This window comes from Halalkalibacter krulwichiae, from assembly GCF_002109385.1.
Lineage (GTDB): Bacteria > Bacillota > Bacilli > Bacillales > Bacillaceae_D > Halalkalibacter > Halalkalibacter krulwichiae.
Genome location: NZ_CP020814.1, coordinates 3,296,870 through 3,321,130 on the forward strand (window position 1 = coordinate 3,296,870; position 24,261 = coordinate 3,321,130).

The window sequence follows — 24,261 nt, forward strand, 5'->3', positions numbered from 1 at the left end:
GTCTTTATTAAGCCTTCAATTCAGCAATACGTGCTTGAACCGCTTCACGTTTCGCTTTGTAATCTGCTTGCTTCGCTTTCTCTTCTTCAATAACCTTTTCCGGTGCTTTTCGAATGAAGCCTTCATTCGAAAGCTTCTTGTCAACACGCTCGACTTCTTTCGTAAGCTTCTCAAGCTCTTTTTCAAGGCGAGCAATTTCTGCATCTAAATCGAGTAATCCAGCTAAAGGCAAGTATAGGTCAACACCTGATAATACTTGAGACATCGACTTTTCTGGAGCGGTAACATCTGTACCGATTGTTAATTTGCTTGGGTTACAGAGTTTCTCGATGTAACTTTGACCACGAGTTAGCTGAGCATTTACTTTGTCACTCTTCGCATGAATGAGTAATTCGATTTGTTTGCTCATTGGTACATTTAATTCCGCTCTCGTATTACGAACAGAGCGAATAATGTCCTTTAATAATTCCATATCTTCAACAGCATCTTCAAAGATTAATGCTTCTTCACGCTCAGGCCATGCTGCAACCGTAATCGATTCGCCTTTGTGCGGCAAATGTTGCCAAATTTCCTCGGTAATAAACGGCATCATCGGATGAAGCAATCTCATCGTTTGATCAAGAACATAAGCTAACACCGATCTCGTTGTTTTCTTTGCCGCTTCGTCTTCACCATAAAGTGGAAGTTTCGCCATTTCAATATACCAATCACAGAAATCATCCCAAATGAAGTTATATAACAGGCGACCAACTTCACCAAATTCATATGCATCAATAAGACGAGTGACATCTGTGATCGTCTCTTGTAGACGAGTTAAGATCCACTTATCTGCGATTGTCTTCTCACCAGTTAAATCAATTTCGTCATAAGTTAAACCTTCCATATTCATGAGAGCAAAGCGCGATGCATTCCAAATCTTATTCCCGAAATTCCACGTTGATTCGACTTTCTCCCAATAGAAACGAAGGTCATTTCCCGGGGAACTTCCTGTCGATAAGAAGAAACGTAGCGAATCCGCTCCGTATTTGTCGATTACGTCCATCGGGTCTACACCATTACCTAGTGACTTACTCATCTTACGGCCTTCTGAATCACGTACAAGTCCATGAATAAGTACATCATCAAATGGACGTTTTCCTGTAAACTCAAGCCCTTGGAAGATCATTCGAGATACCCAGAAGAAAATGATATCATAACCAGTTACAAGAACATTCGTTGAATAGAAGCGCTCGTAATCAGGCGACTGTTCATCTGGCCAACCCATCGTTGAAAATGGCCATAAAGCTGAGCTAAACCATGTATCTAGTACGTCATTATCTTGATTCCAGTTTTCCTCATCTTCAGGCGCTTCATGACCTACATACACTTCTCCTGTTTCCTTGTGATACCAAGCAGGAATACGGTGGCCCCACCAAAGTTGTCTTGATATACACCAGTCACGAATGTTTTCCATCCAGCGTAAATACGTTTTCTCAAATCGATCTGGAACGAAATTCACTTTTTCGTCTGACTTTTGTAGGTCAATTGCCTGATCTGCTAATGGCTGCATTTTTACAAACCATTGAGTTGATAAGTATGGTTCTACGACTGCTCCACTACGCTCAGAGTGTCCAACTGAATGCATATGCTCTTCAATTTTGAATAATACTCCGGTTTCTTGTAGATCTTTAACGATTTGTTTGCGGCATTCAAAGCGATCCATTCCTTGATACTTTCCTGCCTTAGCATTCATCGTTCCATCTTCATTCATGACAAGAATTCGCTCAAGATTATGACGATTTCCAATTTCAAAATCATTCGGGTCATGAGCTGGTGTGATTTTCACCGCACCTGAACCAAATTCCATATCAACATAGTCATCGGTAACAATCGGAATTTCTCGTCCCGTAATCGGTAATGTAACTGTTTTTCCAATTAAGTGCTTATAACGGTCATCCTCTGGGTGTACGGCTACCGCTGTATCACCAAGCATCGTTTCTGGGCGAGTTGTTGCAACTTCAATCTGGCCACTACCATCTGAAAGCGGGTAATTCATATGATAGAACGCCCTTGAACATCTTGATAGATAACTTCAATATCTGATAGGGCTGTTTTCGTTTGTGGATCCCAGTTGATTATATATTCGCCGCGATAGATTAACCCTTTTTCATATAGCTTAACGAATACTTCTCTTACCGCTTTTGATAAACCCTCGTCTAATGTAAAACGCTCACGTGAATAGTCAAGAGACAAACCCATTTTTGACCACTGATTACGGATGAAAGATGCATATTCTTCTTTCCATTCCCATGACTTTTCTAAGAACTTTTCACGCCCTAGGTCATAGCGGCTTAATCCTTCTTCTTTTAATTTTGCTTCTACTTTTGCTTGAGTTGCGATACCGGCATGGTCCATTCCTGGAAGCCATAACGTATCATAGCCCTGCATTCGCTTAACACGAGCTAAAATATCTTGAAGAGTTGTATCCCAAGCATGGCCTAGGTGTAGTTTCCCCGTTACATTAGGGGGTGGAATGACAATCGAATACGGCTGTTTAGACTCATCGCTCGTCGCTTCGAAAAATTTCCCTTCTAGCCAGTAGGAATACCATTTTGCTTCGGTTTCCTGCGGGTTGTATTTCGTTGGCATCGTTAGTTGCTCTTTTTCACTCATTAGTTATCCTCCCTTTGCATATAAAAAAACCCCCTCCATCCAAAGGACGAAGAGAGTTACTTTCGCGGTACCACCTTTGTTTGCAACAAAAAGAAATAGACCTTCTCGCTCCTTGTTGCACACTTAAACTGATAACGGCCAGTCTCCGGCTAAGCTTACTTTGATAACAAAATTAATTTTCAGCAAAGCTGCTCCTAGGCGACATTCAAATCGTACATCTTAAGAAATCTCTCAGCAACTGATTTCTCTCTCTGAAAGGTTCCGATCCTACTCTTCCTATTCAACGCAATCATATTATTGTGGTTATATTCTATCCGAATCGAGTTCATTCGTCAATAAGAGCATTACCCATTTTTTTCTTTCTTATACTTCTTTCTTTATTGTACACATTAGACTATGGTTTCGCATACCGTGTAGAAGAATGTTGCAGAGGAGGTACTGTAATGAAGCGTCGTTTTGGTCGTTTTCATCATCACTTTCATCCTAAACGTCCAGGAATCTGGTTTCAAATTAAAGCAATTTGTATCCAAATCTTCTTGCCGCTTATTTGTTTTCAATTGCTGAGAACCTTGCTGTTGCCAACTACTTTTGATATTGTTCTCCTTACGCTCATGATCGCCTTTTATTTATCGTTAAAATTACGCATCATTTAAATCATACAAATCAAAAATAAAAAGCTCTCTTTCAAGTAGAAAGAGAACTTTATTCTGTCGGTGTTTGTTGAGCTGCTTCTATGACAATTAGCTTTTGCGTCAGTCGCTGTACTCTGCGCATTGACGTTAAGCGTTTTTCAAGGCGTTGGACATGCTCGAATTCTCGTTGTCCTTTATTTGCTAAATAGGCATCAACCGCAAAGGCAATCGGTTCTGGGAAGTTTAAATAAGCGCATAGTAAATGCTTCTCTTCTTCTAAAAGTGGCAAGTGCCGCTCATATTGATAGAACCATTGCAAGATTTCTTCTTCAACCCAAAAGGCATGGCGGAAGCTATAACGACAAAAGCTTGCTATATCCCTTGAAGGCGTATCAATGCTTGAACGTTCAAAATTAATAAGGTAAGGTTCATTTTCTCGATTAAAGAAGGCATGAGAACGATTCATTCTCCCGTGACAAAGTACAGTACGATATTTTTCTTTTTCAAGACAAGTTTCATACCATTTTTGTAAATGACCTTTTGCTGCTTCGGCCATTTGATCAAGCATATGGGCATGTGTGAGAAACGTTAATTCAAACGGAGACATATATGTCTTCCGTTCCGCTTCATCAGCAAAACGGTTTAACTCTAGTCTCCTCATTTCCCAGCGTCTTAGAAGCTGTTGATAAGACTCATCAACATTTTCTTTTACAAATGGCTGTGTTTTCACAGTTAAACGATGAATTATACCAAGCTGAGAAGCAAGCTTCTGCTCCTGTGATTCCCTTGCTGTATATTCTAACGGCTCCATCCACGGCATGAGATAATACGTATGAGTTCCGTTAAAAAGTGTGTATTCCCCGTACTTCGTTGGATAAACCGGTACCGCATGGGTATAACCTAGCTTCGTTAGTTTCCGTAAAGCATGGATAAATCCATCCGCTTGTGCAGGGGTCATCGTTGTTTCTTTTAACGCAAAAGTTCCGTGGTTGGTTGTTACTTTTTTAACTTTACCAAAATCCTCGATTGCTTGTGGATATAAGTCATAATAAAAGAGTACAGAATCATAAGGAGATCGTGCTTGCATCATGTTTGAAACACCTTCTTTTTCTGATCAATCAATGTACTTAATACTTCAACAAGTGTCTTTGAATGTTCCCATTCCTTTGTCACGTCATTGATTGTCGATCTAATCTTGCGGTCAGTCGATTGACTCGCTAGTTCCTTCACAAGAAGGTCTAATTCGTAAGGCTTTAAACATTCAGCTAGAAGCAGTATTGCTTGTTCTCTTGTGAAGCTTTCATTTTCCAACATTTCAGCGGTTAATTTGTTCAATGATTCTTTGCCATTCTCTTTCAACCAATTAAGCAGATAACAGCGAATGGAGTAATATCCTCGTTCAGGCTCGATCGTCGATCCAAACCAAATAAAGACATCATAGATCATTTTTGACGACTTCGCTTCTGTCAGTGGATCAATGATTGGCCGTGGTTCTTCCTTCAGGCTGCTCAGCAACATCTCAGCCTTTTTCATTCGGAAAGCTGATTCTTTAAGTAACGACTCAACAACAATACGGTTATCCTCCTGCAAGGTTGCTACGCTTTCTTCAAGCTGTTTAAAAAGCGGCTGCTTCCTGCTTGTTGGAGTAACTTCTGGATTTGCTTCAAGGCCATATTTCACCATTGTGGCAATCATCCGCCCCACTTTTTCTCCCGATTGATGATTTCGAAAACTTACATCAACTTCATCATGAACAGTTAACCATCCATCTTTCCATTCAATAGCCGCCTTTTGATCTTTGTTTCGGATCATTCGGTCTGCCAGCATATAAGGCGAGACACTGCAGGCATCTCGCCACCCAATATGCCAATCAAGGAGCGCTCTGTCGGACCAGTAGCGCAACCTTTTTCGACCATGTTCTGTTTCTATTAATGCTTCATTAACCAGTCTCACCTCTTGCCAGAGGTAGTGCTCCTTGAGCCGATCCAACAATTCCATGAGCGTTCTCCTTTATTTAAATTCTAATAACACAAATGAACGATTCTATACAGTTCGCTGCTCATGTAGCCACGGTCTCAAGTTGTCTTGCAGCGTCTAACAACAATCATTGAGACTCCATTTTAACTGGGATATAGAGAATCTGTCCTTCTTCGACTTGTTCGCCTTGTAGGCGATTTAGTCTCATAAGCTGACTAGTACTGATTTCATATCGATCTGCAATCGTGTCCAACGATTCATTCTCTTGAATAATGCACATTCTCCATTTAGAAAAACGTTCTTCTCCTTTTGAGAGCATCTTCGTTAAATAAAGGGCATTTTCTTCACGAGGCGGAGCCGGCTTTGTCTCTGAATCGCCACTTGCCTCTCCCTCTGCAGAAGATTGTACTTCCGCTAGCGGCTTTGCCATTTCCTTTAAAGGCGCTAAATTTATTTTCGTTTCAGGCTCAGGTTGACGTTCTTCTCTAGCTTCTAATACGTGTTCAACCTCTTCTTCTGCTATTGTATCTACTTCCTCCGTTTCAGCAATCGCTTCGACTTCTTCTACCTCATCTTCTAATTCTACCGCCGCTTCCTCTCTTACAACCTCTTCTTCTAGTTCCAATTGATTATCATCATATTGTGAATCAGTTGCCTTCAAAGTTGGTTCCTCCTCTTCTTGATGTTGTTCTCTAGCAGAAGGAGTTTCCTCGAATTCAACTTGCTTTTCTACCGGCTCGACTTTTGAGTGTTGGAACGCTGGTGGTTGTTGTGGTGAATGATTAGGATTATAGGACTGATAAGTCGGCATAGGTCTTTGATATGGCGTAGACAATGGTGTTGGGTATGGCTTTGGTTGTTCTGGATATTCTAATTCAGGTCTTCTTCTCGCTTCAAATGAAAAAGCTGTAGGAATAGGCTGCGACTGTTCTAGCTCTGGCGTTTCATCAACCGGTTGACTTGGTTCTTCAACCTCTTCTACTCGATCTGGTGATTCAAGCGATTGTGTCATTCCACTTATACTAATGTCAGCTGTTAATTGGATGCAGCTTTTTTCTGGTAAGTCATAGTCAAATGAATCTACTTGAACGTAGACATCATCTAAATTCTGAATACGGGCAATTGGAATGGTTACATCAATTGGAAAGAAATGCTTGATTTCACCTGTACCATTTGATGAGACTGTCACATCTCCTGCAGAGCGGAATGATACTTGATCTGATAATGATGCACTATTAACATCAATCGCATCATCTGAACTTTGCGAACGATATTCGCCAACGAGACGTAAACCACCCTTAATATATACATGATGATCTCTTTCTTCTATCACAATCTCTGGTTCTAACGACATTCCTAAGATTTCTTCTACTTCTTGACCTTTATTTAACCATACCGATTCCTCAATCGAAAATGATAATTTAGATGGGTGTTCAAGTGTCACGCTGCATTCCTCCTCATAATAATCTCATGCTTTTGCTACGGTCATAGTCAGTACAATATCACTCTATGACAAGTTGTTCTTCAATATGCTAGAGAATGTAAGATTGCTTCCAACTATTTTTATGATTATGGACAAGAAGACTATGACACATATTCCTCTAGTCAAAGGAATGACTATAAATCATTTTTTGAAACTCCATCTATCACAAACGAAGAAAAGCCTGCTATGATTTCTTCATAACAGGCATAAGGTCTATTTATTTTAATTTAGAGAAGGCAACTTCAGCTGCTGCAATCGTTTGATCAATGTCTTCTTCTGTATGCTTTGTTGAAAGGAACATTCCTTCAAATTGTGAAGGAGGAAGTGAGATTCCTTGATTTAACATTTCTTTAAAATAACGAGCGAAGAAATCTAGGTTAGACGTTTGAGCTTTTTCGAAATTGGTTACTTTTTCATCTGTGAAGAAAAAGCCAACCATTGAACCAGCACGATTAATGGAATGTGGAATCTCATATTTCTCAGCTGCTTTTGCAAGTCCTGTTGCTAGACGCTCCGCTAACACTTCAAAACGATCATAGTCAGCCGGAGTTAATTGAGACAACGTTTCATATCCAGCCGTCATTGCTAGTGGATTTCCAGACAGTGTCCCAGCTTGATAGATCGGACCAGCCGGAGCGATTTGCTCCATGATTTCACGCTTTCCGCCATAAGCGCCGACAGGTAATCCTCCACCAATTACTTTCCCAAGACATGTAAGATCAGGTGTAACACCTAATTTTCCTTGTGCACAATGATATCCTACACGGAAACCAGTCATGACTTCATCAAAAATTAATAGAGTTCCATTTTCTTCTGTTAACTTTCTTAACTCTTCAAGGAACCCTGGCTCAGGAGGAACGACACCCATATTTCCAGCTACAGGTTCTACAATAACACCGGCAAGGTCATCACCAAAATGTTCAAACACATAGCGAACACTTTCTAGATCATTATAATTCACCGTCAACGTGTTTTGAGCAACCGATTCTGGTACACCAGGGCTATCTGGAAGTCCTAATGTTGCAACACCTGAACCTGCTTTAATAAGAAGTGAATCACCGTGACCGTGATAACAACCGACAAATTTCAAAATTTTATTCCGGCCTGTATAGCCACGTGCTAATCGGAGCGCACTCATTGTCGCTTCCGTTCCTGAATTTACCATACGGACAACTTCAATCGAAGGGACACGCTCAATGACTAATTCCGCTAACTTTGTTTCTAGTTCACTAGGAGCTCCAAAGCTTGTCCCTTTTTCAGCCGCTTCCTTTAAAGCCGCGATGACCTTTTCATCAGCATGACCTAAAATAAGCGGTCCCCAAGAAAGGACATAATCAATATACTCGTTGCCATCAATATCATAGATTTTCACACCTTCTCCACGCTCCATGAAAACAGGGTCCATTTGCACGGATTTAAAAGCACGAACAGGGCTATTTACCCCACCCGGCATAAGTGGCTTAGCTTTTCCAAATGCTTCTTGTGATTTTGTATATGAACGCATTGTATTGCCCCCTTCTTATTCGCTTTCGTTTAACCAACGTACAGCATCTTTGGCATGATACGTTAATATTAAGTCTGCTCCTGCACGCTTCATGCTTGTTAACGTTTCAAGGACAACTTCTTTTTCGTTGATCCATCCGTTTTGACTTGCTGCTTTGACCATTGAGTATTCTCCACTTACATTGTAAGCGACAACCGGGAATCCTGAGAAATCTTTTACTTCACGGATTACATCTAAGTAAGAAAGAGCTGGTTTAACAATTAAGAAATCTGCACCCTCTTCCATATCAGATTCTGCCTCGCGTAAAGCTTCTAAGCGATTAGCCGGATCCATTTGGTACGTTTTACGATCGCCGAATTTCGGTGAACTATGTGCGGCATCGCGAAACGGTCCATAATAAGCAGAAGCAAATTTAACAGCGTAAGACATAATCGGAACATCTGTAAAACCAGCTTCATCCAATCCAAAACGAATTGCAGCAACGAAGCCATCCATCATATTAGAAGGAGCAATAATATCTGCCCCCGCTTCGGCTTGTGATACAGCCGTTTTTGCAAGCAAGTCTAATGTTGGATCATTTAAAATTTTCCCATCTTCAATAACTCCGCAGTGTCCATGGTCTGTAAACTGGCATAGGCATGTATCTGCAATTACAGTTAGTTCTGGGTGCTTCTCTTTAATTTGACGAATCGCTTTTTGAACAATTCCATTCGCATCGTAAGCAGAAGAACCAACGTCGTCCTTTGAATTTGGTACACCAAAGACAATGATCGATGGAATGCCTAGTGAGACGATTTCATCTACTTCAGCATCTAATAAATCTAGTGACAAATGAAAAACATCAGGCATTGATGGGACTTCATTTGTCACGTTTGTTCCTTCTACAACAAAGATTGGATAAATGAAATCCTCTGGGTGCAAGTGTGTTTCTCGAACCATTTTTCGAATACTAGCACTTCCACGTAGTCTGCGATGACGACGAAATTGTAAGTCTTTCATATTTTACACTCCTTTTGCATCATTGATAATTTGTTCTACTAAATGGTCAATCGTATATGTATGTGGGGTAAGATCAACTGTTAAGCCATTTTTCATAGCCGTTCGAGTAGCGATTGGTCCGATGCAAGCAACTTTAAAATCGGTCTTACATTGACTTCCGCGGACAATCTCACTAAAGTGATCGACGGTCGATGAACTTGTAAATGTAACATAATCCACTTGCCTCGTATTAAGCACGCTTATGAGCTCATCTTGTGCATCCTCTGGTACAACGGTTTCGTAGACAGGTAAATCATGGACGTATGCACCCAATTCAGTTAATTGTTCTACTAATATTTTGCGACCGAGATTGCCTCTAGCTATCAGGATTCTATCCCCTCTTTTAATTTGTCCTGCTAGTGCTTGTATTAGCCCTTCTGCGACAAAATCTTCAGGGATCAAATCAGCCTCCAGATGGTAGTGTTTTAGCACTTCGTTCGTCTTTGTTCCCACAACCGCAATTTTTATCGAATGTGGCGGAATCGATTTTTCTAACCGCTTAACTTCTTCCATAAAAAAGCGAACTCCGTTTGCACTAGTAAAAACGAGCCACTGATAATCTTCTAAAGTATGTATTACTGATTTCATCTCATTAGAAGAAACAGGCTTAAAAGCAATAAGCGGAACTTCGATAACCGTTCCGCCTTGCTCTTTTAGCAAATGTGTTAATTGTTGCGCTTGCTCCTTCGCTCGCGTAACAAGAATCGTTTTGCCTTCTAATGGCTTGCTTGTCATCCTTGATCAAGTTCTTTCTTTACTTGATCAAGAATCTCTTTTGCACCGCGATCGAGCAATAACTGTGAAGCCATTTCCCCGATGTCTACCGGATCCTCTCCTGTTACCGTTTCTTTAAGCAATACTTTTCCATCTGGTGATCCTACAAGAGCGGTTAATTCAATTTTATTCTCTTCAGTGATAGTAGCATACCCAGCAATCGGAACTTGGCAACCACCTTCCATGCGGTTTAAGAAAGTACGTTCAGCCGTTACCGCTCGTGCTGTCACATCATCATTTAAGTGTTGTAATAACTCAATTAACTCTTGATCATTAGCACGACATTCTAGACCAAGTGCACCTTGACCTACAGCAGGTACACACATACTAGGGTCTAAATACTCTGTTACGAGATCTTCAGGGAATCCTAAGCGACGAATACCAGCCGTTGCTAAAATGATAGCATCAAAGCCTTCTTCCTTTAGCTTTCTAAGTCTTGTTTCAACGTTTCCACGAATCCACTTCACTTCAAGATCAGGACGTTCTGCAAGAAGCTGAGCCGAACGTCTTAAGCTGCTCGTTCCAACGACAGATCCAGCCGGTAAATCTGCTAGCTTGACATGATTGTTAGAAATAAGGGCATCACGTGGATCTTCACGTTCCGTTACAGCAGCAAGTGTGAAGTTCTCTTGTAAAACCGATGGCACGTCCTTCATACTATGAACCGCAAGATCAATTTCACCATCGATCAATGCTTGCTCAATCTCTTTTACAAACAACCCTTTTCCGCCAACCTTTGACAGGGTAACATCAAGGATTTTATCTCCTTTTGTAACAATTTTCTTCACTTCAAATTCATAAGGAAGTCCTGTTTTCTTTAATTGCTCAATGACCCAATCCGTTTGAACGAGGGCAAGATTACTTTTTCTAGAACCAATGACTATTTTACGCATAACTTCCTCCAATTTAAAATCACTTTTCTTCTTTGCATTTCGTAAACAAATTCATTATACCTTTGACAAATCATTAGTACCAAATATGAAAAGAAGAGTATTGACCTGACAAGAAATAATTAATTAATAGGACAAGAAAGCCTGCAATTCCAAGCAAGGCCATATTATATCCCTAGCAAGTTTAACAACTCTTTGATAAATATAAAACGCATAAATTCCTAATACAACTAATGAACTGATCACTTTCGTATCCAAGATTGGAACAAATGTAAGCTGACTATGGGCCCATATAAAACCGAGTATAAGCCCAATTAATAAGAAAGGCCATGCGACTGTTATTGCTCCAAATGAGAGCGAGTCCAATTTTGCGAGCGCACCGAACCGAAGCAACCTTTTCCCCCACAGTTTCCTTTTTAACATTTGATGCTGAATCACATACATCATTTGACATGCAAACGATAACGTGAAGGCTGCATATGAAAGCATAATAAAGGAAATGTGAATAACGAGGAGCTCAGAAGCAAGCAAGGCAGAGAGCGATTCAGGTATGTCTCCATCAGGTGTGAACAAGCTAAACGCCATCATACTAAAACCAATGACATTTGTAAAAAGAACAAGAAAGTCTACTCGTAAGAACCAGTTTATCGCTAGCGACAACGTAACGACTAGCCACGCATAGAAGAATAACCCTTCAAATGGTGTTAGCAACGGCAAACGATCAAGTTCGGATGCTCGAACAATAAAAAAAACAGTTTGAAGGACCCAAACAATAGAAAGCAACCAGAAAGCCATCCGATTGGCCTTCCGGTTGTTCTGTAAGAAATCAATAAAGTATCCGAGCAAACTCAAACTGTAAAGCACAATTGTAATAGGATAAATCCAATTCATCTTCGCTCGTCCTTCTTTCTAAGAACGGACAACTGCTTCATGCCTTTTCGCTACCGCTACGTATTCTTGCTTCTTCGATTCCCACTGCTTCTCAACCTGTTCAATACGAACTCGCTCTTCTTGAGCTGTCAGCTCATCTTCTAAAGCAAAGATTTTTGTAAATAACTCAAGGGTCGCATCAGCCTCAGACTCACCTGCAAGTTCTTTCACTTTCGTAATCGGATCACGTAGAAGTTGATTTACAATGCTCTTCGTATGCTTATTTAATACTTTTCTCTCGCGTTCCGTTAAATTAGGAAGCTTACGCTCAATGCTTTCCATCGTCTCAGCTTGTACTGCAAGAGCTTTTGTCCGTAAAGCTGTAATAATCGGAACAACTCCAAGAGTATTTAACCACTGCTTAAACTCATCGATTTCAGCTTCAATCATGATTTCGATTTTTTCTGCTTCGCGCTTTCGTTCAGCTAGATTCGCCTCAACAATATTTTGTAAATCATCAATGTCATATAAATAAACATCATCAAATTCAGCTAGAGCTGGATCTAAATCACGTGGCACAGCAATATCCACCATAAATAGCGGACGTCCTTTTCTTTGTTTCATTGTTCCCGTTAGCATGTCTTTTGTAATGACAAAATCACGCGCACCCGTTGAACTAATTAACACATCTGCCTCTCTTAATGTCTGTTGCAAGTCTTCCATCGGTCTTGCTTGTCCTAAGAAGCGTTTTGCTAATTCAGCAGCTTTTGCTTCTGTACGGTTAATGACCGTAATCTGATCAGCACCGTTAGCATGTAGATGCTTTGCTGTTAACTCACTCATTTTTCCTGCGCCTAAAATCACCACATGCTTATTAGAGAAGTCTCCAAAAATATTTTTACCTAACTCAACCGCTGCATAGCTCACAGAAACGGCATTAGCACCAATCTCTGTTCCTGTATGAGCTTTCTTCGCAACTGTCACAGCTTGCTTAAATAGTTGATTAAAAATTGTTCCTGTTGCTTTTTGCTCTTGTGCAAGTAGAAAACTATCTTTTACTTGTCCAAGTATTTGAGTTTCACCTAAGATCATTGAATCTAGTCCACAGGACACACGGAATAAATGCTCAATTGCGTGTTGGTCCTCGCGAATATCTAAGTATCCGATGAATTCTTCTTTCGGAAGATCAAACCATTCTGCTAAGAAAGTTTTTGTAAAGTGACGGCCAGTGTGCAATTGGTCAGCAACTACATAAACTTCTGTGCGGTTACAGGTTGATATGATTGTACACTCCAAGATACTTTTCATATTACGTAATTTATTTAAAGCATTAGGAAGTTCAACTTCTTCAAAGGCAAACTTCTCTCTTAATTCGACAGGAGCTGTTTTATAGTTAAATCCGACAACAAGAATATGCACCTGACGTTCACCCCCAACTTTTATATCCGTTCAAATTTTCTTTATCTATATGCTAAAACATTAACGGTCAACAATAAAATCCTTATACTAGACTGCTTGCTACCAGTATAACATAGCTACATTATAACATGTCTAATCTAGCACACAAAAAAAATTTGTGAACAGATCATGAAGCTATGCTATCATGTTGATATCGCTTTATCAAATTGGTTTTCAAGGCAATTGCTTCCTTGAATGTTATTGTTCCCAACTATTAGTATTTGTATAAAACATTAACAGGAGGATTTGGATGAAATCACAACGAATCTTTCCAGGCGCCTTACTAATCGGTATTGGCATTTATTTCTTTCTACAGCAGTATTCTTTTCCTGTTCTTGATCCCTTTTTAAGTTGGCCATCCCTCCTATTCGTCATTGGAGCGGCAATGATTTTACAAGCATATATCGGAAGAGAGAATTCGATGATTCTCCCAGGTGTAATTTTGACTGGATTATCCATTCATTTCCATCTCGATTCTCTTATTATGTGGTGGCCTAATCACTGGGGTATGTACACATTGATTGCAGGGATTGCCTTTTTGATTGTCTATGTAAAAGTTAGAAAAGAAGGGTTAATCCCCGCAATCGTTTTGCTTACCATTTCGTTCTTCAGCTTTACAGCAACAAACCCATTTTTATGGTTTGAACAAGGATTTTCTTCTTTGTTTTCACTTTGGCCGATTTTATTAATTGGTTTTGGGTTGTTCTTGCTTATAAGGAAGAAATAATACAATTAGAAGGCTTCGTGCACACGAAGCCTTCTAATTGTATAAAAAAACTGGTTAAATCAGCCATCAAGGCTAATTTAACCAGTTTTACTTATTTTGAAATATAATACAAAATGGTTTTCCATATTTGCTCTTTTCCTTGAGCAGTTTCTGAAGAGAAAAGCAACAATGGATCCGATTCGATCTTTTCTAAATCATTCGATATTACTTTTAAGTGTTTCTGCCATTTCCCTTTAGGAATCTTATCACTTTTTGTTGCGACGACGATAACTGGAATTTCAAAATGTTTGAGCCAGTTATACATCATTTTATCGTCGGCTGAAGGTGGATGTCGCAAATCAACAATTAAAACAACCGCTTTTAATTGCTCTCTGTTTTGCAAATACGTTTCAATCATCCTGCCCCATGCTTCACGTTCTGGCTTTGGTACTTTTGCAAAACCATAACCTGGTACATCGACGAAATAAATACTTTCGTTAATTTCATAAAAATTAAGCGTTTGTGTTTTACCAGGTCTTTGGGAAGTTCGTGCGAGCCCTTTCCTGTTAATCATTTTATTAATGAATGAACTCTTTCCAACATTTGAACGACCCGACAAGGCAATTTCTGGTAAACCTGAAGTTGGGTATTGTTCTCGCTTTACAGCGACATGTGCTAAATCGGCTTTTGTTACTTTCATTCTTTACTCTCCTAACGCATTCTTTAGAACTTCATCTAAATGAGATACGAGAATGAATGTCAAGTCGCTTCGCACGCTTTCTGGTACATCCTCTAAATCTTTCTCATTGTCTTTTGGAATGATGATTGTCGTTAAACCAGCTCGATGAGCACTCATCGACTTCTCTTTCAATCCTCCAATAGGAAGAACGCGGCCTCGCAACGTAATCTCCCCTGTCATTCCAACTTCTTTCTTAACTTTACGGCCTGTTAAAGCAGAAACCAACGCTGTCGCCATCGTGATTCCAGCAGAAGGTCCGTCCTTAGGTGTTGCGCCTTCTGGAACATGAATATGAATATCTAACTTCTCATGAAAATCAGGATCAATATTCAATTCTTCTGAACGAGATCTAATGTAACTAAAGGCCGCTTGAGCAGACTCCTTCATTACATCTCCTAATTTTCCAGTCAACGTTAACTTTCCTTTACCAGCAGCGGCAGACACCTCAATTGAAAGTGTATCTCCCCGACCGTTGTGTAGGCAAGTCCCGTCGCAGCACCAATCTGGTCTTCTACTTCAGCTAAGCCGTAACGAAATCTCGGTTTACCTAGCATTTCTTCCACCGTTTTCGCCGTTAAGATCACTTTCTTCTTTTCATTGGAAACAATGATCTTAGCAGCCTTTCGACAGAGTGTAGCCATTTGTCTTTCAAGATTACGTACCCCTGCTTCACGTGTGTAATAGCGAACAACTTTCTGAATCGCTTCATCCTTCATTTGTAGCATACCCTTTGTCAATCCGTGGTCTTTCATTTGTTTTGGTATCAGATAATTTTTGGCGATTTGAATTTTCTCCACTTCCGTATAACCTGCAATGGAGATGATCTCCATTCGGTCTAAAAGTGGCCCTGGAATCGTTCCAATATTATTGGCTGTTGTAACAAACATAACCTTAGAGAGATCATAGGCCTCTTCAATATAATGATCACTAAATGTATTATTTTGCTCTGGATCTAGTACTTCAAGAAGAGCTGCTGATGGATCACCGCGGAAATCATGAGCCATTTTATCAATTTCATCAAGTAAGAAGACTGGGTTAATAGAACCTGCCTTCTTCATCCCTTGGATAATTCGCCCAGGCATTGCACCAACATACGTACGACGATGTCCTCTTATTTCTGCTTCATCTCGTACGCCACCTAATGAGATTCGTACAAATTTCCGGTTCAATGAACGTGCTATTGAGCGAGCAAGAGATGTTTTCCCTACTCCCGGAGGACCTGCTAAGCAAAGAATCGGACCTTTTAATTCACGTGTCAGTTGTTGAACTGCTAAGTATTCCAAAACTCGTTCTTTTACTTTCTCTAGACCATAATGATCTTCATTTAAGATTTCCTCTGCTCTAATAACATCAAGCTGATCTTCTGTTTCAAACGTCCACGGTAATTGAATCAACCAGTCAAGATAATTTCTGAGCACAGAGCTTTCTGCAGAGTTAGCAGGCATCTTTTCATAACGATCAAGCTCTTTTAATGCCTTTTCTTTTACTGCAGGAGGCATATCAGCTTCTTCAATCTTCTCACGTAATGTCGAAACCTCACCAGTTCGGCCTTCTTTATCGCCTAATTCTTTTTGAATCGCCTTCATTTGTTCACGCAAATAATATTCTTTTTGCGTCTTTTCCATTGATTTCTTCACTCGTTGGCCAATTTTTTTCTCAAGGCCTAACACTTCTTGCTCATTGTTCAAGACCTCAATTAATTTTAGAAGGCGTTCTCTTACCGAATAAAGTTCTAGTAGCTCTTGCTTCTGAGTTAGTTTGAGCGGAAGGTTTGCTGCTATAACATCAGCCATTTGCCCAGGTTCAGAAATATCTTTCACACTTGCTAACGTTTCTGCTGAAATCTTTTTTGATACTTTCGTATACTGCTCAAACATCGTTAGAAGATTTCTCATTAGAGCTTGTATTTCTGTCGTCAAAAAGGCATCTTCTTCCTCAATCATAGACGCTTCAACTTCGACAAAATCATCAAACTGAATAAATTGTTCAATACGTGCTCGCTTTAGCCCTTCAACATGAATCCGTACCGTTCCATTTGGAAGCTTTAAGAGACTTTTGACCTTTGCCAATGTCCCAACATGAAAAATCTCTTCCTCGCTTGGATCATCTATTGAAATTTCTTTTTGAGTTGCTAATAAAATCTGATGGTCCGTTTCCATCACCTGTTCTAATGCCTGAACGGATTTAGGTCTTCCTACATCTAGATGAAGCACCATAGCAGGAAAAACCAGCAATCCGCGTAACGGCAGAAGCGGAATTTGTCGTCTTTCATTTGTATCGACCATCCGCACACACCTCCATACATCCATTTTCCGAATCTAGTTCCGATTGACTAAATTCTTTTGGTGACTTTTTCCGAAAGAAACAATCTTTTTCAATTTTATCTTATCACCATATGTTTGTCTAATTTAAACAGGTGCGATGGAGGTATTCAATTCAGTATTTGCAGGAATAATTTCTTCTTCCGCTTGTTCAATGGCAAGGTCAAGAACCTCATCTAAATGTTCAACAGCAACTACGTCCACTCCCGTTACATTTTGTAGAAGGGCTTGCTCATTGTCTTTCGGAATAATGACAGTCTTAGCTCCTGCTAGTTTAGCCGCCTCAACCTTTGCAACTACTCCGCCAATCGGTTTTACTTTCCCATGAATACCTAGTTCCCCTGTCATCGCAATTGTATTCTTTACTTTTTCACCACGGATTGCCGAATAGATCCCTGTTGCGATCGCAATTCCGGCAGAAGGTCCATCAACTGGACCACCCCCAGGGAAATTCACATGAATATCATAGTCTTGTGTTGGAATCCCCATTCGTCTTAACACCGTAACGACATTTTCAACTGAGCCTTTAGCCATACTCTTTCGGCGAATCGAGCGCATCTGATTTCCAGTACTTTCTTCCTCTGCAATTCCAGTAATATTAACAGAACCCTTCCCAGGATTATCAATAACATTTACTTCGATTTCAAGCAAAGCTCCTAAGTTAGGACCATACACAGCTAAACCATTAACCAATCCGATCGCTGAATCGTGATGAATTTTCCTTTCTGGTCTAGGGGCGATTTGACTAGCATGAAGGACCCATTCTACATCGGCTAATGTAATTTGTTCACGTCCTTCTGCCGTAGCAATTCCTGCAGCAATTTGAACGATGTTAACCGCCTCACGTCCGTTCGTTGCATACTTTGCGATTTGTTCAATCGCACCTTCTTCTGTTGCGAAGTTAATTTTCTTCGCTGCTTTTTCAGCAATGGATATAATTTCTTTTGGCTTGAGCGCTCGGAAGTATACTTCCAAACAACGCGAACGAATGGCAGGCGGTAATTCATCCGGTGTTCTCGTCGTTGCCCCTATTAGTCTAAAATCAGCAGGTAACCCCTTTTGAAAAATTTCATGGATGTGTCGTGGAATTTGCTGATTTTCTTCACTATAATAAGCACTTTCTAAGAAAACTTTTCGATCCTCAAGTACTTTCAACAACTTATTTAATTGAATTGAATGCAATTCACCTATTTCATCGATAAACAAAACACCACCATGCGCTTTTGTTACGGCACCATGTTTGGGTTGTGGAATCCCAGCTTGTCCCATTGCTCCTGCTCCTTGATAAATTGGATCATGAACAGAGCCGATTAATGGATCTGCAATGCCTCTTTCATCAAATCGAGCTGTCGTTCCATCTAACTCAACAAAGACAGCATCTTGCGAAAAAGGTGATTGTGCATTTTTCTTTGCTTCTTCTAATACTAGGCGCGCCGCTGCTGTCTTCCCTACACCAGGCGGTCCATAAATAATTACATGTTGCGGGTTCGGACCACAAAGGGCCGCACGTAATGACTTTATCCCTTCTTCCTGTCCTACAATATCTGAAAAGCTAATCGGCCTCACTTTTTCCGAAAGCGGTTCACTTAACGAAATTGACCTCATCTTTCTTAACTCTTCCATTTCTTTTCTTGATTCTCGATCAATTGATACCTTTTGATTTCGTTGACTTTTCAATAAATTCCAAAAGTATACACCAATGATGACTCCAAAAAACAGCTGTACCACTAGTGCAATCCCAGTCCAGTTCATGATGATGAAACCTCCCTGAAGTAGTCGTTTGTTTCTTTTAGTATGACCGGGAAAAACAACACTAATCAAAGAAAGTTTTGAGAATGATTGGAGAAAAAAAGAAGATCGTTCGATGACATTCTATAATACTAAAAAGGGCGTCTGAAATGGTCTGATTTTGACCTTTTCAGACGCCCCAAAACAATGAGCGGTATCACTTCAATAATTCTTGTGAGAAGCTAAAGCGCTTGTTTCTCCTCATAAAATAAGTAACAAACAAAGGCATTACATCACCGATCAGAGACTATTAGTCCGTCTCAAAAGTTGTGCCCTTATGCACTTTCCTTCGGCTCTGTTTTGGTCAATGTCATTTCTTGACCATCAGCTGTTAGCAATGTCGGTGGTTCATTATCCGTTACACACTTCTCATGAATGACACATTTGACAATATCTTCACGTGAAGGCAGGTCAAACATAACATCAAGCATTAGTGTCTCAATAATCGAACGTAAACCACGTGCGCCCGTCTTACGCTCAATAGCTTTATTTGCTATTTCACGAAGAGCTTCTTCTGTAAATTCAAGTTCCACATCATCTAGCTCAAGTAATTTCTTATACTGCTTAACAAGCGCATTTTTTGGAGCAGTTAAAATTTCAACAAGCGCATCAACATCAAGCGGCTCTAAACTTGAAATAACTGGCAAACGACCGATGAACTCAGGAATTAATCCGAAACGAAGTAAATCCTCTGGTAAAACTTTCCCTAAATATTCGCCTGGTTTTAAATCGTCTTGCTTCACTTCCGAACCAAACCCAATTACTTTTTTACCAAGACGACGTTTAATGATTTGCTCAATTCCATCAAATGCTCCACCACAAATAAATAGTACGTTTGTCGTGTCAATTTGAATGAACTCTTGATGAGGGTGTTTACGTCCACCTTGTGGCGGAACACTTGCACTTGTACCTTCTAATATCTTCAGTAAGGCTTGCTGTACCCCTTCACCAGATACATCACGTGTAATAGAAGGATTCTCAGATTTACGAGCAACTTTATCAATCTCATCAATATATATAATTCCTTTTTCCGCTTTTTCTACATCATAATCAGCTGCTTGTATTAGTTTTAGAAGGATATTTTCAACGTCCTCTCCTACATAACCAGCTTCTGTAAGTGATGTTGCATCAGCAATTGCAAATGGAACATTTAAAATTCGAGCTAAAGTCTGAGCAAGTAACGTCTTACCACTACCTGTTGGTCCAATCATACAAATATTACTTTTTGCCAATTCAACTTCGTCAGAACGAGAAAGAGAATTGATTCGTTTGTAATGGTTGTATACCGCTACTGACAATGACTTCTTAGCACGGTCCTGTCCAATTACATAATCATCTAGAATTTGTCTGATTTCATTAGGCTTTGGTACTTCTTGAAACTCAACTTCTTCTTCAGTTCCTAATTCCTCTTCTACAATTTCTGTACAGAGTTCAATACACTCATCACATATATACACACCTGGTCCGGCAACCAGCTTACGAACTTGGTCTTGTGTTTTTCCACAAAAAGAACATTTTAATTGTCCTTTTTCTTCATTAAATTTAAACATTCCATCTTCACCCCTCAGAAAATATTGTATCATCCTCATACGACTTGAATGGACACGACAATACAATCGTAATGAACTTTGACGTTTCCTAAATAAAGATTGAGAAAACAATCATTTGTCCCAATATTGTACCATATAAGCCGGCTGAACCCCTAAAGATAACCCTTTTCAAGAAAAAACAGAATTGGCTATGTTCCAAACGCACACAAGAGAGAACTCCCTCTTGCAAGTATTGCCCCTCCATGCTTTCGAAATAAAACCTTATGTAATGATCGATATACGAACATAGAAGGCGAGCAATCGATGACTGATTACTTCATTTTATGTATGGATTGATTATACATTCAAGATTCATTGAGAAAAATCCTTTTTTCTTCGATAAAATCATTTTCTCAGCTTTATATATGTACGTCCACTCTTCTTAAGCTTGTTCAATATATGCCAAGTCCATACATGGCTGTATTTTTGAGTAAGGAAAAACAAGGCACGGTATTTCGCGCCTTGTTTTTAGTTTCCTCTACAATATCAATCAAATACTTACGCTTTTTTGCTGTTTTCGACAAGGAATTCAACTGCTTTTTGAACCTTAAGATCACCTTTAAGACCTTCAAGACCACCTTGTGCAGCAAAAATATTTTTAATTTCATCTGCTGAACGTTGGTACATTTCAGCCATTTTTTCGATTTCTTTTTCTACATCTTCATCAGAAGCTTCAAGGTTTTCAGCAACAGCGATAGCTTCTAGCGTAAGATTTACGCGTACACGTTTCTCTGCGTCTGTCTTGAATTGCTCGCGCATTGCTTCCTCATCTTGACCAGAGAATTGGAAATATAATTCAAGGTTCATACCTTGAGCTTGTAAACGTTGCTCGAATTCTTGAAGCATACGATCAACTTCTGTGTTTACCATTGCTTCAGGAATATCGATTGTTGCATTTTCAGCAGCTTTTTCAACAAGAGTATCACGAACAGCATGCTCTGCTTGATGCTCTTTGTCTTTTGTAAGCTTATCTTTTAATTGAGTCTTTAACTCATCTAAAGTTTCAACTTCTTCGTTTACATCTTTAGCAAATTCATCATCAAGTGCAGGTAATTCTTTGCGTTTAATGTCGTGAAGTTTCACTTTAAATGTAGCAGCTTTACCAGCTAAATTCTCAGCGTGATACTCTTCTGGGAATGTAACTTCAACTTCTTTTTCTTCGCCAGCTTTTAAACCAACCATTTGCTCTTCAAATCCTGGGATGAATTGACCTGAACCAATTTCAAGTGAATAGTTCTCAGCTTGTCCACCTTCGAAAGCTTCACCATCAACAAAGCCTTCGAAATCAAATACAGCAGTATCACCGTTTTCGATTGTACCCTCTTCAACAACAACTAGTTCAGCTTGACGCTCTTGAAGTGTTTTTAATTCAGCTTCTACATCTTCGTCAGTAACAGTTGTGTCTTGCTCTTCAACTTCAAGACCTTTATAATCGCCAAGTTGTACTTCAGGCTTCACAACTACTTTCGCAGTGAATACAAGATTAGAACCTTTTTCCATTGTTTCGATATCAATTTCAGGGCGATCTACAGGCTCAATTCCTGATTCTGTTACAGCAGCCGCATACGCTTCTGGTAATAGAATATCAAGAGCATCTTGATAAAGAGATTCAACACCGAATTGCTTTTCAAATAATGAACGAGGTACTTTTCCTTTACGGAATCCAGGTACATTTACTTTCTTTGATACTTTCTTGAACGCTTGATCTAAAGCTGCATCCACTTTCTCAGCTTCAACATCAACTGTAAGGACACCTTCGTTCCCTTCTAACTTTTCCCATTTTGTAGTCATTTACTTTCCCTCCAACTATACACATCTTCGTTTCCGAACGATAGATTTCTTCTATGATCTTTGACAACCACTCTAGTATACCATAACGTTGTTTCATTTCAAATAGTCCTACTAGGTTTGTTATAAGTCACTAGTAAATTCTGTTGAATCTACTTGATATGTTGTCGCTTCAATTGTTTTCACTTCATTAATTTTCTCGTTAAAAATCGCTAATTGATCGGCATAATTCTCATTCATTCTTTCTAACTCATCTTCAAGCCCAATCCGCTCAGCCGCGCAAAACTGAAAAACATCGCTCCAAAAATGAACGTTAGAAGGTTCTGGTATAAAAGGATATAAAGCCCATAAGTACGTAGAGCTTAGTTGTTTAGTGATCTCGTATAATAATGGATCAATATGTTCCAACTCATCGCTTACTAAGTCTAGTAATTGTTGATGAAAATGATGTTGATAGGAAGATGCAAGTTCGCTCGGAATCACTTCTGCCGCTCTCCCTAACTTGCTAATATGTATTTTTTCTTTGTAGCCTTTTTCTTGTAATACATGCAAGGCCATGCTTTGTAAAACATAATCTCGCTTTTCGCCTTCAAGAAACTTCACAAGTAATTCAGTTGCTTCGGGATTTTCTATTTCCTTCAATTGTTGTATCGCCTTTGACTGAAGGATCAAAGAATCCGATTGTAGCATCGAAGTCAAATCGGTTGGAATTGGCTCGTCTTTGCTATCATAATGATTCAACCAGTCTTGATCTCCTACCATTTGGCGACTAAAATGCAGAAGTTGATATAACGATTCAGCGTATTGTGATGGAAACTGATTTTCAGATAAAACAGCATCCAGGATGTTCACAACTTCTTGATATCTTCCTAGTTGCACAAGTAGTGATATATGTACTTGCAAATTCTCATAATAATCCCCAATTCCTTCTCGAAGAAGACTATCGGTATGCTCTACCGCTTCATGAAGCCTCCCTAGTTCAACAAGACTCAACATCTTACCGAACAGAACTTGAGGATTTTCCGGTTCATGCTCTTCTGCTGATAAGAAAAACTGATAAGCAGTGTTACCATCTTTATCCTTTAGAGCATCCATTCCTTTTTCAATTAAGCGCTTAACAAGCCCGGGATATAAAATTACTTTATTCTCTTTTTTGTCTCTATGTTTATCCACCAGAACCGCTCCACTCTTTATTGAGTCTTTATGCGTGTTCAAAAAGTGGTGACAGTACGTACCCCAAGATGAGAAACTTTTTGAACATCTTTATCTCATAAGTTTATCAGTTCATTCCTGTCATTACAATGAAGGGATAAACCAAAAAGGGAAAAACCACCCTTTTTGGTTGTAGGTTGCAATGGCTTCTCTCGATGCGCGCCTCTTTGAGAAAACCGCTCAAAGTGGCTTAAAACCTTGCATCGGTTCCACTCATTGCTTCGGGATAAACCAAAAAGGGAAAAACCACCCTTTTTGGTTTATCCCTCGTATGCTTTGATTTTATCTTCATATTTTAGGGTTAGGCCGATTTCGTCCCAGCCGTTTAGGAGCATTTCTTTCCAGTATGGATCGATGGCAAATGAAGCTTCGAATCCCTCTCCGCTGATTGTTTGATTTTCTAAGCTCACACTCAACTCATACGTATCGTTAGCTCCGTTTTGTAGGAGTTGATACACTTTTTTCTCATCTAATCGAATCGGAAGCATGCCATTTTTAACACAGTTATTATAGAAAATGTCCGCAAAGCTTGGTGCAATAATAACTTTAAATCCATAGTCATGCAAAGCCCACGGTGCATGTTCTCGTGAAGATCCACAGCCGAAGTTATGCCCAGCTACTAAAATCGATGCTCCTTGGTTATGTTCTTGGTTTAATTCAAAATTAGGATCTGGAGTTCCGTCTTTTTGAAAACGCCAATCATAAAAAAGGAATTGTCCGAAGCCAGTACGCTCTACTCTCTTTAAAAATTGTTTTGGAATGATTTGATCAGTATCAACATTCACTCGATCTAGTGTTGCAATCTTTCCTGTATGATTTACAATTGGTTCCATTATTCTT

General features: G+C 39.6%; 17 protein-coding genes, 2 pseudogenes and 1 other annotated feature. Of the genes and pseudogenes, 2 read left to right on the plus strand and 17 right to left on the minus strand.

Going from position 1 to position 24,261, the window contains the following annotated elements; genetic code table 11:
* Window positions 1-7: 7 nt before the first annotated feature.
* A pseudogene (locus BkAM31D_RS16670) lies at window positions 8-2,652 on the minus strand (valine--tRNA ligase).
* A gap of 39 nt (window positions 2,653-2,691) precedes the next feature.
* Window positions 2,692-2,945: a binding site (T-box leader), on the minus strand.
* A 150-nt stretch (window positions 2,946-3,095) separates the two neighbouring features.
* On the opposite strand from BkAM31D_RS16670, the gene BkAM31D_RS16675 reads away from it, so the two are divergent.
* Window positions 3,096-3,305, plus strand: coding sequence for a YszA family small membrane protein (locus BkAM31D_RS16675; RefSeq protein ID WP_066153164.1), 210 nt, complete (start codon window positions 3,096-3,098; stop codon window positions 3,303-3,305).
* Between the two features lie 49 nt (window positions 3,306-3,354).
* Here BkAM31D_RS16675 and ysxE read toward each other — a convergent pair whose 3' ends face one another.
* The 9 genes from ysxE to hemA all read right to left on the minus strand — a co-directional run bounded on the left by ysxE (window position 3,355) and on the right by hemA (window position 13,239).
* Window positions 3,355-4,374 carry a spore coat protein YsxE gene (ysxE, locus tag BkAM31D_RS16680; protein ID WP_066153167.1) on the minus strand — a complete coding sequence of 340 codons (1,020 nt, stop codon included), beginning with the start codon at window positions 4,372-4,374 and terminating at the stop codon, window positions 3,355-3,357.
* Window positions 4,371-5,282, minus strand: a complete 912-nt coding sequence (locus BkAM31D_RS16685) for a hypothetical protein (RefSeq protein WP_066153169.1) — start codon at window positions 5,280-5,282, stop codon at window positions 4,371-4,373. Before BkAM31D_RS16685 ends, ysxE begins: the two co-directional genes overlap by 4 nt.
* Window positions 5,283-5,388: 106 nt before the next feature.
* Window positions 5,389-6,705, minus strand: coding sequence for a stage VI sporulation protein D (gene spoVID / locus BkAM31D_RS16690; protein ID WP_066153172.1), 1,317 nt, complete (start codon window positions 6,703-6,705; stop codon window positions 5,389-5,391).
* A 256-nt stretch (window positions 6,706-6,961) separates the two neighbouring features.
* Window positions 6,962-8,248 carry a glutamate-1-semialdehyde 2,1-aminomutase gene (gene hemL, locus BkAM31D_RS16695; RefSeq protein WP_066153176.1) on the minus strand — a complete coding sequence of 429 codons (1,287 nt, stop codon included), beginning with the start codon at window positions 8,246-8,248 and terminating at the stop codon, window positions 6,962-6,964.
* Between the two features lie 15 nt (window positions 8,249-8,263).
* A complete protein-coding gene (gene hemB / locus BkAM31D_RS16700; protein ID WP_066153178.1) occupies window positions 8,264-9,247 on the minus strand; it encodes a porphobilinogen synthase in 984 nt (327 codons plus the stop codon).
* A 3-nt stretch (window positions 9,248-9,250) separates the two neighbouring features.
* Window positions 9,251-10,021, minus strand: coding sequence for a uroporphyrinogen-III synthase (locus BkAM31D_RS16705; protein WP_066153183.1), 771 nt, complete (start codon window positions 10,019-10,021; stop codon window positions 9,251-9,253).
* Window positions 10,018-10,953, minus strand: coding sequence for a hydroxymethylbilane synthase (gene hemC / locus BkAM31D_RS16710; protein WP_066153185.1), 936 nt, complete (start codon window positions 10,951-10,953; stop codon window positions 10,018-10,020). Before hemC ends, BkAM31D_RS16705 begins: the two co-directional genes overlap by 4 nt.
* A gap of 123 nt (window positions 10,954-11,076) precedes the next feature.
* Complete coding sequence (locus BkAM31D_RS16715) at window positions 11,077-11,841, minus strand: cytochrome C assembly family protein (protein ID WP_306807400.1); 765 nt, start codon at window positions 11,839-11,841, stop codon at window positions 11,077-11,079.
* An 18-nt stretch (window positions 11,842-11,859) separates the two neighbouring features.
* A complete protein-coding gene (gene hemA, locus BkAM31D_RS16720) occupies window positions 11,860-13,239 on the minus strand; it encodes a glutamyl-tRNA reductase (protein ID WP_066153190.1) in 1,380 nt (459 codons plus the stop codon).
* Between the two features lie 289 nt (window positions 13,240-13,528).
* Between hemA and BkAM31D_RS16725 the strand changes: the two genes are divergently transcribed.
* Window positions 13,529-14,005 carry a LiaI-LiaF-like domain-containing protein gene (locus tag BkAM31D_RS16725; RefSeq protein ID WP_066153195.1) on the plus strand — a complete coding sequence of 159 codons (477 nt, stop codon included), beginning with the start codon at window positions 13,529-13,531 and terminating at the stop codon, window positions 14,003-14,005.
* A 91-nt stretch (window positions 14,006-14,096) separates the two neighbouring features.
* Here the strand turns inward: BkAM31D_RS16725 and yihA are convergent, their stop codons facing one another.
* The 7 genes and pseudogenes from yihA to leuD all read right to left on the minus strand — a co-directional run bounded on the left by yihA (window position 14,097) and on the right by leuD (window position 24,254).
* Window positions 14,097-14,684 (minus strand): ribosome biogenesis GTP-binding protein YihA/YsxC, encoded by a 588-nt coding sequence (gene yihA / locus BkAM31D_RS16730; protein WP_066153198.1) that lies wholly within the window; start codon window positions 14,682-14,684, stop codon window positions 14,097-14,099.
* Window positions 14,685-14,687: 3 nt separating this feature from the next.
* Window positions 14,688-17,008: pseudogene (gene lon, locus BkAM31D_RS16735) on the minus strand (endopeptidase La).
* Between the two features lie 123 nt (window positions 17,009-17,131).
* The gene (gene lonB / locus BkAM31D_RS16740; protein WP_066153201.1) at window positions 17,132-18,796 is read right to left on the minus strand and encodes an ATP-dependent protease LonB; all 1,665 of its coding nucleotides are present in this window, start codon (window positions 18,794-18,796) and stop codon (window positions 17,132-17,134) included.
* A gap of 311 nt (window positions 18,797-19,107) precedes the next feature.
* Window positions 19,108-20,382: an ATP-dependent protease ATP-binding subunit ClpX gene (gene clpX / locus BkAM31D_RS16745; RefSeq protein ID WP_066153202.1), complete on the minus strand. Its 1,275-nt coding sequence runs from the start codon at window positions 20,380-20,382 to the stop codon at window positions 19,108-19,110.
* 537 nt (window positions 20,383-20,919) lie between these two features.
* Window positions 20,920-22,212, minus strand: a complete 1,293-nt coding sequence (gene tig, locus BkAM31D_RS16750) for a trigger factor (protein ID WP_066153205.1) — start codon at window positions 22,210-22,212, stop codon at window positions 20,920-20,922.
* 120 nt (window positions 22,213-22,332) lie between these two features.
* Complete coding sequence (locus tag BkAM31D_RS16755) at window positions 22,333-23,382, minus strand: tetratricopeptide repeat protein (protein ID WP_066153208.1); 1,050 nt, start codon at window positions 23,380-23,382, stop codon at window positions 22,333-22,335.
* 299 nt (window positions 23,383-23,681) lie between these two features.
* On the minus strand, window positions 23,682-24,254 hold the full coding sequence (gene leuD / locus BkAM31D_RS16760) for a 3-isopropylmalate dehydratase small subunit (RefSeq protein ID WP_066153210.1): 573 nt from the start codon (window positions 24,252-24,254) through the stop codon (window positions 23,682-23,684).
* Window positions 24,255-24,261: the final 7 nt, after the last annotated feature.

What these genes read in the sequence shown, in the direction of transcription:
- hemL (WP_066153176.1), bottom strand. Translation starts at nt 8,248, where the DNA reads ATGCGTTCATATACAAAATCACAAGAAGCATTTGGAAAAGCTAAGCCA.
- clpX (WP_066153202.1), bottom strand. Translation starts at nt 20,382, where the DNA reads ATGTTTAAATTTAATGAAGAAAAAGGACAATTAAAATGTTCTTTTTGT.
- leuD (WP_066153210.1), bottom strand. Translation starts at nt 24,254, where the DNA reads ATGGAACCAATTGTAAATCATACAGGAAAGATTGCAACACTAGATCGA.
- hemC (WP_066153185.1), bottom strand. Translation starts at nt 10,953, where the DNA reads ATGCGTAAAATAGTCATTGGTTCTAGAAAAAGTAATCTTGCCCTCGTT.
- tig (WP_066153205.1), bottom strand. Translation starts at nt 22,212, where the DNA reads ATGACTACAAAATGGGAAAAGTTAGAAGGGAACGAAGGTGTCCTTACA.
- ysxE (WP_066153167.1), bottom strand. Translation starts at nt 4,374, where the DNA reads ATGATGCAAGCACGATCTCCTTATGATTCTGTACTCTTTTATTATGAC.
- lonB (WP_066153201.1), bottom strand. Translation starts at nt 18,796, where the DNA reads ATGAACTGGACTGGGATTGCACTAGTGGTACAGCTGTTTTTTGGAGTC.
- BkAM31D_RS16715 (WP_306807400.1), bottom strand. Translation starts at nt 11,841, where the DNA reads ATGAATTGGATTTATCCTATTACAATTGTGCTTTACAGTTTGAGTTTG.
- BkAM31D_RS16685 (WP_066153169.1), bottom strand. Translation starts at nt 5,282, where the DNA reads ATGGAATTGTTGGATCGGCTCAAGGAGCACTACCTCTGGCAAGAGGTG.
- BkAM31D_RS16675 (WP_066153164.1), top strand. Translation starts at nt 3,096, where the DNA reads ATGAAGCGTCGTTTTGGTCGTTTTCATCATCACTTTCATCCTAAACGT.
- yihA (WP_066153198.1), bottom strand. Translation starts at nt 14,684, where the DNA reads ATGAAAGTAACAAAAGCCGATTTAGCACATGTCGCTGTAAAGCGAGAA.
- BkAM31D_RS16705 (WP_066153183.1), bottom strand. Translation starts at nt 10,021, where the DNA reads ATGACAAGCAAGCCATTAGAAGGCAAAACGATTCTTGTTACGCGAGCG.
- hemB (WP_066153178.1), bottom strand. Translation starts at nt 9,247, where the DNA reads ATGAAAGACTTACAATTTCGTCGTCATCGCAGACTACGTGGAAGTGCT.
- BkAM31D_RS16725 (WP_066153195.1), top strand. Translation starts at nt 13,529, where the DNA reads ATGAAATCACAACGAATCTTTCCAGGCGCCTTACTAATCGGTATTGGC.